Annotated in this window: 12 protein-coding genes; 10 read left to right on the top strand and 2 right to left on the bottom strand. The window is 41.9% G+C overall.

Annotation, left to right across the window (positions count from 1 at the left end; genetic code table 11):
• Positions 1-16 precede the first annotated feature (16 nt).
• From MHB45_RS14885 to MHB45_RS14850, 8 genes are all read left to right on the top strand, one after another.
• Positions 17-826 (top strand): pyruvate, water dikinase regulatory protein, encoded by an 810-nt coding sequence (locus MHB45_RS14885; RefSeq protein ID WP_048685721.1) that lies wholly within the window; start codon positions 17-19, stop codon positions 824-826.
• 512 nt (positions 827-1,338) lie between these two features.
• On the top strand, positions 1,339-1,794 hold the full coding sequence (locus MHB45_RS14880) for a YaiI/YqxD family protein (RefSeq protein ID WP_048685719.1): 456 nt from the start codon (positions 1,339-1,341) through the stop codon (positions 1,792-1,794).
• Between the two features lie 51 nt (positions 1,795-1,845).
• Complete coding sequence (gene dnaG / locus MHB45_RS14875; RefSeq protein WP_105718784.1) at positions 1,846-3,651, top strand: DNA primase; 1,806 nt, start codon at positions 1,846-1,848, stop codon at positions 3,649-3,651.
• A 35-nt stretch (positions 3,652-3,686) separates the two neighbouring features.
• Positions 3,687-4,820, top strand: coding sequence for an RNA polymerase sigma factor RpoD (gene rpoD, locus MHB45_RS14870; protein ID WP_034308477.1), 1,134 nt, complete (start codon positions 3,687-3,689; stop codon positions 4,818-4,820).
• Between the two features lie 172 nt (positions 4,821-4,992).
• Positions 4,993-5,526 (top strand): hypothetical protein, encoded by a 534-nt coding sequence (locus tag MHB45_RS14865; RefSeq protein ID WP_048685702.1) that lies wholly within the window; start codon positions 4,993-4,995, stop codon positions 5,524-5,526.
• A 235-nt stretch (positions 5,527-5,761) separates the two neighbouring features.
• Positions 5,762-6,130: a cytochrome c550 gene (gene cccA / locus MHB45_RS14860; protein ID WP_034308472.1), complete on the top strand. Its 369-nt coding sequence runs from the start codon at positions 5,762-5,764 to the stop codon at positions 6,128-6,130.
• Between the two features lie 217 nt (positions 6,131-6,347).
• Entirely contained in the window at positions 6,348-7,055 is a 708-nt protein-coding gene (locus MHB45_RS14855) for a tRNA (adenine(22)-N(1))-methyltransferase (protein WP_048685717.1), read from the top strand.
• Positions 7,052-8,170: a Nif3-like dinuclear metal center hexameric protein gene (locus MHB45_RS14850; RefSeq protein WP_340907947.1), complete on the top strand. Its 1,119-nt coding sequence runs from the start codon at positions 7,052-7,054 to the stop codon at positions 8,168-8,170. Before MHB45_RS14855 ends, MHB45_RS14850 begins: the two co-directional genes overlap by 4 nt.
• Before the next feature lie 47 nt (positions 8,171-8,217).
• On the opposite strand, the gene MHB45_RS14845 is transcribed toward MHB45_RS14850, so the two are convergent.
• Together MHB45_RS14845 and vrrA are read right to left on the bottom strand one after the other, a co-directional pair.
• A complete protein-coding gene (locus tag MHB45_RS14845; RefSeq protein WP_048685698.1) occupies positions 8,218-9,162 on the bottom strand; it encodes a 4-hydroxy-3-methylbut-2-enyl diphosphate reductase in 945 nt (314 codons plus the stop codon).
• 126 nt (positions 9,163-9,288) lie between these two features.
• Positions 9,289-9,975 carry a VrrA/YqfQ family protein gene (gene vrrA / locus MHB45_RS14840; RefSeq protein ID WP_072273231.1) on the bottom strand — a complete coding sequence of 229 codons (687 nt, stop codon included), beginning with the start codon at positions 9,973-9,975 and terminating at the stop codon, positions 9,289-9,291.
• A gap of 522 nt (positions 9,976-10,497) precedes the next feature.
• On the opposite strand from vrrA, the gene MHB45_RS14835 reads away from it, so the two are divergent.
• The gene (locus MHB45_RS14835) at positions 10,498-11,811 is read left to right on the top strand and encodes a DEAD/DEAH box helicase (RefSeq protein WP_048677986.1); all 1,314 of its coding nucleotides are present in this window, start codon (positions 10,498-10,500) and stop codon (positions 11,809-11,811) included.
• 12 nt (positions 11,812-11,823) lie between these two features.
• The gene (locus MHB45_RS14830) at positions 11,824-12,717 is read left to right on the top strand and encodes a deoxyribonuclease IV (protein ID WP_034308459.1); all 894 of its coding nucleotides are present in this window, start codon (positions 11,824-11,826) and stop codon (positions 12,715-12,717) included.
• Positions 12,718-12,726: the final 9 nt, after the last annotated feature.

The raw sequence follows: 12,726 nt of genomic DNA, 5'->3' as shown, positions 1-12,726 counted from the left end.
AGGAATGACGGAGAATATGAACGGTTCTATTATATATGTTGTATCGGATTCAGTAGGGGAAACAGCGGAATTGGTCACAAAAGCCGCTGCAAGCCAGTTCTCGGGATCTGCTTTTTCAATAAAGAGAATTCCGTATATTGAAGATGAACAAAACGTGGATGAAGTGATATCACTGGCTAAGTTGGACGGGGCTATCATTGCTTATACTCTGGTGAAGCCAGCTATTAGAGCGTATATGAAAGCACAGGTCGAAAAAGAAAACCTGGCTGCTTATGACATTTTAGGGCCGCTCATGGACATCCTTCAGGAAAGGGCGCCAAAAGGGCCGCTTAATGAACCTGGTCTGGTAAGAAAGCTGGATGATGACTATTTCAAGCGTGTGGAAGCCATTGAATTTGCTGTAAAATATGATGATGGACGTGACCCTCGCGGCATTTTACGCGCAGATATCGTCCTTGTGGGTGTTTCACGCACTTCCAAAACGCCATTATCACAATATTTAGCACACAAACGCTATAAAGTGGCGAACGTACCTTTAGTGCCTGAAGTGGAACCGCCAGAAGAGCTGTTCCTGGTACCTCCTGAAAAATGCATTGGTTTAAAGATCAGCCCGGAAAAGCTGAACCATATTCGTAAAGAACGATTAAAGTCTCTTGGGCTCAATGATCATGCCATTTACGCAAATGTGGAGCGCATAAAAGAAGAATTGACATACTTTGATACAATCATATCAAGGTTGAATTGTCCTATCATTGATGTAACCAATAAAGCTGTTGAAGAAACAGCCAATTTGATCATCAATATCCTTCAAAATAAAAACCGTTGATCCCTAAATTAAGGCAAATCAAAATGTGAGCTAGACACTTTATGTGTCAGCTCACATTTTAATGCCAAGGTCAAATAAGGGATTAATAAGAATAAATTCAAAATAATTACATAAAATTCCTCTTAGTTTCCTCGTGCAAATCCATTGATTTGCATGAAAACACATTCGGAATTTAAATGTTGGCATCTTCTAATCAAATAGACTATAATAAAAAATTGTGAGAAAAAAGTAATCTTAAGGTTTAGACTTAATTAATAAGGAATAAACTAAAGGTTAATGAGATGTCAAGGTTTTTATCATAAAAATAATTCGACATGTTCCGTATAATTCAGGAGGGGCTGGTCTTTTTCAAGGCAAATGAGGTGCTTTCACTTGAATAAACAGGTATTCTTTGAAGAATAATGTTTGCTCGTTTAGAGGGAACGCTCTGAATCAATGCTGGAAATTCACCATATCTTCATAAAGTTTAGGGGAGAAAAAGGATTATGCAGAAAGATGTAGAATTAGAAGGTATGAATAATAAACCTACGATACACGTCGATGCCGATGCATGCCCGGTGAAAGACGAAATCCTTCATTGTGCAAGTTTGCACGAAATTGAAGTCTGTTTTGTTGCATCATATAAAAATATGATGAATAACCCTGAAGGTAAATGGGTATATGTCGATGCAGACAAAGAAGCGGCAGATCTTTATATAGTAAACTCAGTAAAAAAGGGTGATATTGTCGTTACTGCAGATATTGGTTTGGCTGGGACACTGCTTCCTAAAAACGTTTATGTCCTTTCGCCAAGGGGAAAAGAATACACGGAAGAGAATATTTTCATGCTCTTGGATATGCGTTATCAGTCGGCTAAACTCCGCAGGCAGGGTAAGCATACGAAAGGGCCAAAAGCATTCACAAAGGAAGATCGTATATGTTTTACTAATAAACTTATGAAAACATTGTCGAACTTTGCAGGGAATTAGGAAACAGTATCGAATAAGAAACTATCACCAATATTGCAAGGTGGAAAAATGATAAATGGCCGTATAGAAGATGAGAAAATTAATCAAATTCGTGAAGCTGTTGACATTGTTGATTTAATTGGGGAGTATGTCCAGCTGAAGAAGCAGGGGCGCAATTACTTTGGCCTATGTCCTTTTCATGGTGAAAACTCGCCCTCGTTTTCCGTTTCAACGGAAAAACAAATCTTTCACTGTTTCGGTTGCGGGGCAGGCGGAAATATTTTTACCTTCTTAATGGATATAGAAGGCTACAGCTTTGTGGAATCTGCAAAAGTTTTAGCTGAAAAAGGAAATGTTCCTTTGGAAGTTGAAATCAATAAGGATTCCAAGCGTTCCAACATGCCGGCAGGCGCTCAGCAAATGATTGAAGCCCATGACCTGCTGAGGAAGTTTTATCATCATCTCCTCGTTAATACGAAAGAGGGGCAGGATGCTCTCGAATATTTACTTAAACGAGGGTTTACTGAAGAGACGATAGAAAAGTTCCAAATTGGCTACTCTTTGGATTCATGGGACTTCGTGTCCAAGTTTCTGTTAAAACGCGGGTTTCCAGCGGAATACATGGAGCAGGCAGGGCTTATTATTTTCAGGGAAAAAGACGAGTCATATTTTGACCGTTTCAGAAATAGAGTCATGTTTCCAATTATGGATCATCAAGGAAATACGATTGCGTTTTCAGGAAGAGCGATGGGGGACGATGAGCCCAAATATTTGAATAGTCCTGAAACGCCAATCTTTAATAAAAGTAAAACTTTATATAATTTCCATCATGCAAGACCACACATACGTAAGAAAGAACAAGCAGTCATTTTTGAAGGCTTTGCCGATTGCATTTCAGCAGTTGGCGCAGGTGTGGAGAATGCGGTCGCTACAATGGGCACTGCCCTGACGGACCAGCATATCCAGCTTTTAAAAAGAAATACTGACCAGATACTTATTTGCTACGATTCGGACTCAGCGGGATTGAACGCTGCCAATCGTGCAGTCAATATGCTACAGGACCATGAGTTTTCCGTGAAAGTCGCTCTCATGCCTGATAACCTGGACCCCGATGACTACATAAAGGAATTCGGTGAAAAAAGCTTTGTTTCTGAAGTAATAGGGGCCAGTTTAACCTACATGGCATTCAAAATGCATTATTTGCGTCGAGGGAAAAATGTAAATAATGAAGGAGATCGAATTCAATATATCGAAGAAGTCCTTAAAGAAATTTCGCGATTGCCCAATGCAGTGGAGAGGGATCATTATCTCCGGCAGCTATCCTCTGAATTTTCCCTTTCATTGGATGCGCTGGAACAGCAGCAGCGTCAGGTGTTCTTTACGGAACGCAAGAAGGGGACATTGCCGCAGCCAGCAGCCCAAAAGAAAATGGCCCTGCAATATGAGCATAAGTTAAAGCCTGCTCACCATAATGCTGAAATGAAGTTGATTGCCCATATGCTGAAAAGCAGGGATATGACTTTCAAAATTCAGCAGTTGCTTGGGCAAACGGTCTTTCATGTAGATGAACATCAGGCAATCATCACCTATTTATATGCGTTCTATGAAGATGGACACGAACCGGATACAAGCTTTTTCCTTACTTATTTACCGGATCCAAACTTGAGAAGGATCGTTTCGGAAATAGAAATGATGTCAGTGAATGAGGAAGTTACCGATAAAGAACTGACCGATTGTATAAATCAAGTGTTGAAATATGAAAAGTTGTTAAAGATAAAAGAAAAACAAGTTGAAGAAAAAGATGCAGTTAGACGAAGTGATTATGTCACTGCTGCACAAATTGCCATGGAAATCATTAAATTGCGTAAAATGTTGTAGTCGTTTAGGTGTAAGTCCTGGAAGGAGGGGAACTAATGGCTGAAAAACCAGCACGTTCCAAACAAGTTGATAATGAATTTAGCCTTGAACAGGTGAAAGAAAAATTACTGGAGCTAGGTAAAAAACGAGGCTCTTTGACTTTAGAAAAAATCGCTGAAATGATTGGCGGTTTTGAGTTGGATTCCGATCAAATGGATGAGTTCTATGAGGTGTTAGCAGAAAACGGCGTCGAAATACTCACTGATGGTGAGGAAGACGAAGATGAAGATGATCCAGATGAGAAGAAACTTGCAAAAGAAGAAGAGTTTGACTTAAATGATTTAAGTGTTCCTCCTGGCGTAAAAATTAATGACCCAGTACGCATGTATTTAAAGGAAATTGGTCGGGTCGACCTTTTATCGGCAGAAGAGGAAATCTCTTTGGCGACGAGAATTGAAGATGGAGATGAAGAAGCGAAACGCCGTTTGGCAGAAGCTAACCTACGTCTTGTTGTCAGTATCGCCAAGCGTTATGTCGGACGCGGAATGCTTTTCCTTGATTTGATTCAGGAAGGTAATATGGGACTTATCAAAGCTGTGGAAAAATTTGATTACCGCAAGGGATTCAAATTCAGTACGTATGCAACATGGTGGATTCGCCAAGCGATAACCCGTGCCATTGCCGACCAAGCAAGAACGATCCGGATACCGGTGCATATGGTGGAAACCATCAATAAATTGATTCGTGTCCAAAGACAGCTTCTTCAGGATTTAGGACGTGAACCTTCACCGGAAGAAATTGCGGAGGATATGGACCTGACTCCCGAAAAAGTTCGTGAAATCTTGAAAATAGCTCAGGAGCCTGTTTCATTGGAAACGCCAATAGGTGAAGAAGACGATTCACATTTAGGTGATTTCATTGAAGATCAGGATGCGACTTCCCCATCGGAGCATGCAGCATATGAACTATTGAAAGAACAGCTTGAAGACGTATTGGATACTCTTACAGACCGTGAAGAGAACGTCTTGAGACTCCGCTTTGGACTTGATGATGGCCGCACCCGTACACTTGAAGAGGTAGGTAAAGTGTTTGGGGTCACCCGCGAGCGTATCCGTCAAATCGAAGCGAAGGCGCTGCGTAAACTGAGACATCCAAGCCGCAGCAAACGCTTGAAAGATTTCCTTGAATAGAATATATGCCCTTAACAGAGCCCTCTTTGAATGCCCAGCGTTCGGGAGCGGCTCTTTTTTTTAATTTCGATGTAAAAATATCCTAATAAGAACAATAGTTATCCATTTTTCCAAATAACAGAAACAAATTTACAGACGTTAAAAAGAAGATCATCATGAGGATGTGAGATTCATGGATGAAATGAGAAAGAAAATCATCATTCAAGAAATATACTCCTGGAAAGAAAGTCGTATGCTTCCGGAGCAATATTGTAATTACCTGCTTGCATTATACGGTCAAGGTGAACTTCCGCCATCAAAATCGAATGATGAAACCGCGAGCAAAAAAAACGACCTCTTTTTCGGAATGTTGATTGGAACCAGTTTTGCATTTATTGTATTTTTGAATTATTTTACTGAAATAACCATAAGAATGCAAATGCTTATGACAACAATTTCAATACTTGTCTTTGGGCTGGCAGTCCGCCGCTTAAAAGGCAGGAAGGTCATTTTTCAGATGGCGTTGATGGGGATGGTACTTTCATTGCTTTTATTAACTGTCAGTTTGGCGGAATTCATGGCACCCGGCAAAGCGGGTATCCTTTATATTTTCTTATTCATTAATTGCGGACTCTGGATTTTATTGGGCAATAAGCTGAAGCTGCTCCATTTTTCCATAGCGGGAAGCCTTGGGGCACTGGTCACTCTTTACTTTTTATTAATATAATTCAAGGACATTCCAGCGGTTTTAAATAATGATTTTTGGGTATTATGAAACATATGTAAGAAAAAGTAAAATTGTTTGGAAATATACATAAGTTTTTGACAATTTTAAGAAATTATATAATATCTTCTATTTTTGGGCTTTTACTTGAAACTCTTTTCAAGTAAAATAATATATAGTTGTTTGTATATAATATTAAATATGGTAAGTTTAGGTTCTACATAGGGGAGGAAATACTATGAATCGCAATCCAGTAATGCCTTTTATTATTATCATGGTTTTTGGTATTGGACTTATGTTTTTACTTTCGTTTAAAGGTTTGGGTGATGCCAAAGATCTTGCTAAGGAAAAAGAGGGCGGCGAAAAGACAGAAGAAACAGAAAGTGCCTCAGCATCACCTGAGGACATTTATAAGCAAAACTGTATCTCTTGTCATGGTGACGCCTATCAAGGTGGTGTCGGGCCTGCGCTAAAAGGAGTTGGCGATCGCCTGTCGGTGGACGAGGTTAAAGACGTGATCACTAATGGACGAGGTGCAATGCCGCCAGGTTTAGTCGAAGAACAGAACATTGACGCCATGGCCGAATATATTCATGGACTGAAATAATTCATGAAACTGACTCAAGAAATCGTTGGAAAGCGACCTTTTTGAGTCAGTTTTTCATTTAATTCAGAAAAGGAAGAATCCAGATGGCAGTTTTTCTTTTGCCCATGATAGAAAGGACCCTATTTCTCCTTTCTGTAATTTTTCGATTGAACTTGGTATAATCGAATGGGAAAGTAATTATAGCAAGACATTATTTGAATTAAGAGAGTTGATAAATATGAATCATGAAAAACTATCGATGAGATTAGAACGTGTTGCCATACATATACCAAAAGGAAGCATCCTAGCAGACATAGGATCAGACCATGCTTACTTGCCGTGCTATGCGGTGACTAACGGCTTGTGTGACAGCGCCATAGCAGGTGAGGTTGTAGAAGGACCCTATCAGTCAGCACGCAAGCAAGTGGCAATGACGGGTCTTGGAGACAAGATAGAGGTCCGTAAAGGAGATGGGCTTGAAGTATTGAATCCCGATGAAGCGACATGCATTACGATTGCAGGCATGGGAGGGACTTTAATATCAAGTATATTGGAAAGCGGAAAAGCGAAACTCGGCAAGGCAGACAGGCTAATCCTTCAGCCTAATGTCGGTGCAGCGAATGTTCGCAGCTGGCTAATCGAAAACGGCTGGGAACTTTGTGGAGAGGAGATCCTTGAGGAAGATGGGAAAATCTACGAGATCTTAATTGCCAAAAAAGGAGACCCGCTCCGTCCTTATGGTGTAAACAAGCAAACGGGCCTCACTTTCGGTCCATTCTTAAGAGAGCAATTCAGTGATATTTTCATAAAAAAATGGCAGCTTGAGAAAAAACATTTGGAGAGGATCATCGAACAATTGGATGAAAGCGGAAGAAGCGGACTGGAAACGAAGCGCAATGAGTTAAAATCCCAAATTTCGGTAATCGAGGAGGTGCTTAAAGGTTGAAGACAGTGAATGGTCACAAAATCATTGAGATGTTTGAACAATTCTCCCCAAAGCATTATGCAATGGAGGGAGATCCGATCGGGCTGCATGTCGGGCAGCTAAATAAGCCGATTACTAAAGTGCTGATTGCCCTTGATGTGCTGGAAGAGGTTGTAGACGAAGCGATCGAACATGGCGTGGAATTGATCATCGCCCACCATCCGCTAATTTACAGACCAATGAAAAGGATCGATACAAACACAGCTGGAGGCCGCATCATCGAAAAGCTGATTAAACATGATATCGCTGTTTATGCTGCACACACCAATTTGGATGTTGCTAAGGGCGGAGTGAATGATTTACTTGCCGAAGCGCTTCAATTGCAGGACACAGAGGTATTGATTCCAACCTATGAGACAGCTCTTAAGAAATTGGTCGTATATGTTCCAAAGACCGACGAACAAAAGGTGAGGGAAGCCCTGGGCAAGGCAGGGGCCGGAGCGATCGGGAACTACAGCAATTGTTCGTTTTCTGGGGAAGGTACCGGACGCTTCTTGCCAGGTGAAGGCAGTGAACCGGTTATCGGCTCTAAAGGAAAGCTTGAAGAAGTAGCTGAAGTGCGGATTGAAACGATATTCCCGGAAAATATCGAGAAGAAAGTGCTAGCTGCGATGATTAAAGCCCATCCATATGAAGAGGTAGCTCACGATATATATAAACTGGAGAATAAAGGGGAGTCACTTGGCTTAGGAAAGATTGGTGTACTTGCCGAAGAAATGACACTTGAACAATTTTCCGAACATGTGAAGCGGACACTCGATGTTGAAAAGGTGCGTGTCGTTGGAGATCTGCAAAGTCCGATAAAAAAAGTGGCCGTTTTGGGCGGAGACGGCAATAAATACTTTACGAAAGCAAAATTCAAGGGTGCCGATGTTTACGTTACAGGTGATATGTATTACCATACAGCCCATGACGCGATGATGATTGGATTGAATATCGTCGATCCCGGCCACAATGTTGAAAAGGTGATGAAAAAAGGGGTGGCACGACTCCTTGAAAGAACGTGCCGCGAAAAGAACTACGATGTGGAATTCATTCCATCCAGGCTGAATACAGACCCATTCCGCTTCATTTGATAAACACGAAAAAGGCAGCCCTAGTGGCTGCCTTTGTATTTGTGCAATCATTTCTTCACTTTAATTTTTGGTAAAATTTTATGCAACGGCGTTTTCTTTTCGGTATTCCAAGTCGATTCATCATTTGCTTCATATTGTTCTAGAAATGCGATAACTTCCTTCGTGATCGGCGTTGGTGTAGAAGCCCCCGAAGTGACGGCAACCGTTTCTGCATCTTTTAGCCATTCAAGGTTCAGCTCGGAAATGTCAGCGATTCGATAAGCTCTCGTGCCGGCAATCTCTTGGGATACTTGTGCAAGTCGGTTTGAATTATTACTCTTAGGGTCTCCGACAACGATTAATACATCAGCTTCGCCAGCTTGCTCGGCAACGGCTTCTTGACGAACCTGTGTCGCTAAACAAATTTCCTTATGGACTTCGGCATGTGGAAACTTTTCCTTGACCTTATCCATGATATCCAAAACATCCCATTGGCTCATCGTTGTTTGATTGGTGACGATGATCTTATCACTATTCAAAGTCAAGGCTTCCACATCTTCATCCTTTTGAACCAGGTGAACGACATCGGGAGCAACTCCGACAGCACCCTCAGGTTCCGGATGGCCTTTTTTGCCAATATAAATGATTTGATAGCCTTCCGCTTGTTTTTCCCGAATTAAGTCATGTGTTGCTGTAACATCGGGACATGTTGCATCAAGCGTCACAAGCCCTTTTTTCTCAGCGATCTTCCTGATCTCAGGTGAAACGCCGTGAGCAGTAAAGATGACGGTTCCGCTGTCCACCTGTTCGATGATATCGTTGCGGTTGCTGCCGTCCAACGTGATGATGCCTTCTTCTTCAAACGCATCCGTCACATGTTTGTTATGCACGATCATTCCTAAAATATAAATGGGACGTGGCAAGGTTTTATCTAAAGCCGCATTTCGGGCGATGACCATGGCATCGACAACGCCATAACAATAGCCGCGCGGGGAAATTTTAATCACTTTCATCTATGTGTCCTCCTTCAAGGCAAGAAACTCTCACTTTTTATACCTTTCTATTATATAAGACCATAGATGATATTACAAAACATCATATTTACATAAAATCAGTTATTGGTAAATTTTTTGTAGCTCTTAAATATAAAGCTTGGGACCTGAGGATCTTTTCCTTTTGGTTTCGGGACGAACTGGGGCGGTGGGGTTAGCTTCTATAGCTTTTTCTTTTTTCGTCGAATCCGTTTTTACCTCACTTTTTTCTTGTGCCCCAACCGCGGGCCCGCTTCCAACGGAAGCTCCCTCGTCCTTGGTCTCATCGGCTGATGATATGCTTCGGAAAACTTTCCACATGGAAGGCAGGTTTTTAATCACTGGTCCGTATTGTTCCACCATAGGCGTGAATTGTTCCGCCGCTTGCAACACCTTTTGCGTGTTGGAAAGCATATTATTAAGGGAATCGGGGTTTTTTAATGTTTCTAAGATACCGCCTCCGCTGCTTCTTGAAGAACTTTGGTTAGTGGAACCCGCTGGCGCAAACAAATTCGGAGAAGCTGCTTTTTGTTTCGACTTACCGAGTATTTTTGACAATAACCCTTCTTTCTTTGCTGGCGGCATTTCCTGCCGCTGCTGTTGGTTGAAAGGGCCGCGGAAACCTTGAGGTCCCTGTGGCATCTGCGGTCTGTTTGGAATCATCGGACGCTGCATCTGCTGATAAGGATGGGGAATTTGCGGTGACTGCCTGAATGGAGCAGGGGGCTGCTGCCTCCTTCGGCCATTGGGTGGCGGAAAACCGGGTCCGGGTTGACGATTTCTATTTGGGAACATAGGTTTCACCTCCTAAGAATATTATATACTGGTGTTATCTTCTATATAAATTATGCAACTCGACAAAAAAGGTTTGAGGAAAGAGTGACTGGGAAGTTGTGAAGTAACCGGAAAGAAGGTAAGATGGTAACGGTAGTCTTTTAGCTCCATGTCTGCGGGGGATACGCTATGACCAGGACAGGGGCTTTTCATTTGCAAGAGTCCATTTTAAGAGAACTAACCTCAGCGCTTGCGCTTTTGTGATTAGAGTGAATGGGGATATCGGAAAAGGTGGATGACATTCCTATTATGGGACAATCCCTATTTTCTTCACGAGCAACCCAGGCGCTTGCGCTTTTTGTGTAATCCAGCTTCAGCGCCTAGCTCGATGTGAAAAAGAGGATTGCCCTCACAAGGCAAAAAGCGCCTTATGGGACAATCCCTATTTTCTTCACGAGCAACCCAGGCGCTTGCGCTTTTTGTGTAAAATTTATTATAATAACAGGACATGTCTTATGACTGACAGGATAAAGGGGTTTTTTGATGAAACAAAATCAATTTGAACGATTTAATTTGAAAAGCTACATTCTAGATGCGGTTCGTACTTTAGGGTTCGATAAGCCGACGGAAATTCAAGAGCGCGTGCTTCCGTCGCTTTTAAAGGGAAGTAGCTTAATTGGACAGTCGCAGACAGGTACAGGAAAGACACATTCCTATTTGCTGCCGATCATGAACAGGCTTGATGCTGGTAAAAATGAGGTTCAAGCGATTATTTCCGCACCAACCCGTGAGTTAGCGAACCAAATCTACAAAGAAGCTTTGAAAATTGCTGACCATTTCCCTGAGGATGAGCAGATTCAAGTCCGTTGTTATATCGGTGGTACTGATAAACAGCGAATGATCGATAAATTGAAGACACAGCCGCAATTGGTAATTGGTACGCCGGGCCGGATCAAGGACTTGGTTGAAGCCCAGGCATTACAGGTGTATACAGCAAAAATGCTTGTGGTCGATGAAGCGGATCTTATGCTAGACATGGGATTCATAGAAGATGTCGATTTATTTGCATCACGTATGGCTGAAAAAATTCAAATGCTTGTCTTTTCGGCAACCATCCCAGAAAAATTGAAGCCGTTTTTGAATAAATATATGGAGAATCCAAAGTATGTACAGGTGAATCCCAAACAGGCGACCGCTTCGAAAATCGAACATGTTCTCGTACCGCTTCGCCACCGGAACAAAGAGCAGTTACTTCATGACATCATCGTTCGTTATAATCCATATTTGGCGATCATTTTCACGAACACAAAGAAAATGGCGGACCATGTGGCTAATTCCTTGATCGAAAAAGGGTTGAATGTCGGCCGTATTCATGGGGATTTAACGCCTCGTGAGCGTAAAAAAATGATGAAGCAAATCAATGATTTGGAGTATCAATTCATCGTTGCGACTGATCTGGCTTCCCGTGGAATCGATATTGAAGGTGTAAGTCATATCATTAACTATGAATTGCCTTCAGATTTGGATTTTTATATCCATAGGACGGGAAGGACGGCTCGTGCAGGATATTCAGGCATTGCCACTACCATTTACGATACTTCCGATGAAGATGCATTGAACCGCCTTGAAAAAATGGGCATCGAGTTCCGTGATGCCGATATCCAAAACGGTGATTGGGTTGATATCGACGAGCGTAATAAACGGAAAAACCGTAAAAAACAAAAATCTGATATCGATGTTAAAGCGAGCAGGCACATTAAGAAGCCAGCTAAAGTCAAGCCAGGATACAAGAAGAAAATTCAACGAGATGTGGAAAACTTTAAAAAACGCGAACGTCGTATACAGAGAAAGAAATAGGGGAGAAATCAGATGCTGAAGATTGGATCGCATGTTTCAATGAGCGGGAAAGGTATGCTTCTTGCTGCGAGTCAGGAAGCGGCTTCGTATGGCTCCAACACATTCATGATCTATACAGGGGCCCCTCAAAACACAAGACGTAAAAAAATCGAGGATTTAAATATCGAAGCCGGAAGATTGCATATGGAGGAAAATGGAATCAGTGATATCGTCGTCCATGCTCCGTATATCATTAATATAGGAAATACCACGAATCCAGCCACATACGAACTTGGAGTCAACTTCTTACGCAGCGAAATCGATCGGACCGAAGCGATTGGCGCAAGGCAGATCGTACTTCATCCAGGTGCGCATGTTGGTGCTGGAAGTGAACTGGGAATCAAGAGAATCATCGAAGGTTTGAATGAAGTGCTGACTGCCGACGATAAAGTTCAGATTGCCCTTGAAACGATGGCGGGTAAGGGTTCCGAATGTGGCAGGTCTTTCGAAGAGCTGGCGATGATCATTGATGGTGTGACCCATAATGAAAAATTATCGGTTTGCTTCGATACTTGCCATACTCACGATGCCGGATATAATATCATCGAGGATTTCGATGGAGTACTGAATGAATTTGATAAAGTGGTCGGTGTTGACCGCATCAAGGTACTTCACATAAACGACAGCAAAAACGAACGCGGCACGCGTAAGGACCGCCATGAAAACATTGGTTTCGGTCATATTGGTTTTAAGGCTTTGAATGATATTGTCCACCATCCGCAATTAAGCTCTGTTCCTAAAATCCTGGAAACACCTTATGTAGGGGAAGACAAAAAAGACAAAAAGGCCCCATATAAATTCGAAATTGATATGTTCAAGAATAAACAATTTGAAGAAGATTTATTGGAAAAGATCAGATTCCAATAATCACAAATA

The organism is Peribacillus sp. FSL K6-5616, from assembly GCF_038008245.1.
Lineage (GTDB): Bacteria > Bacillota > Bacilli > Bacillales > DSM-1321 > Peribacillus > Peribacillus frigoritolerans.
This window is presented reverse-complemented; position numbering and strand designations above follow the sequence as displayed.

Bases quoted from the DNA above. Each gene is read 5' to 3' on its own strand.
- MHB45_RS14885 (WP_048685721.1), top strand. From the start codon at position 17: ATGAACGGTTCTATTATATATGTTGTATCGGATTCAGTAGGGGAAACA.
- MHB45_RS14880 (WP_048685719.1), top strand. From the start codon at position 1,339: ATGAATAATAAACCTACGATACACGTCGATGCCGATGCATGCCCGGTG.
- rpoD (WP_034308477.1), top strand. From the start codon at position 3,687: ATGGCTGAAAAACCAGCACGTTCCAAACAAGTTGATAATGAATTTAGC.
- MHB45_RS14865 (WP_048685702.1), top strand. From the start codon at position 4,993: ATGGATGAAATGAGAAAGAAAATCATCATTCAAGAAATATACTCCTGG.
- cccA (WP_034308472.1), top strand. From the start codon at position 5,762: ATGAATCGCAATCCAGTAATGCCTTTTATTATTATCATGGTTTTTGGT.
- MHB45_RS14855 (WP_048685717.1), top strand. From the start codon at position 6,348: ATGAATCATGAAAAACTATCGATGAGATTAGAACGTGTTGCCATACAT.
- MHB45_RS14845 (WP_048685698.1), bottom strand. From the start codon at position 9,162: ATGAAAGTGATTAAAATTTCCCCGCGCGGCTATTGTTATGGCGTTGTC.
- vrrA (WP_072273231.1), bottom strand. From the start codon at position 9,975: ATGTTCCCAAATAGAAATCGTCAACCCGGACCCGGTTTTCCGCCACCC.
- MHB45_RS14835 (WP_048677986.1), top strand. From the start codon at position 10,498: ATGAAACAAAATCAATTTGAACGATTTAATTTGAAAAGCTACATTCTA.
- MHB45_RS14830 (WP_034308459.1), top strand. From the start codon at position 11,824: ATGCTGAAGATTGGATCGCATGTTTCAATGAGCGGGAAAGGTATGCTT.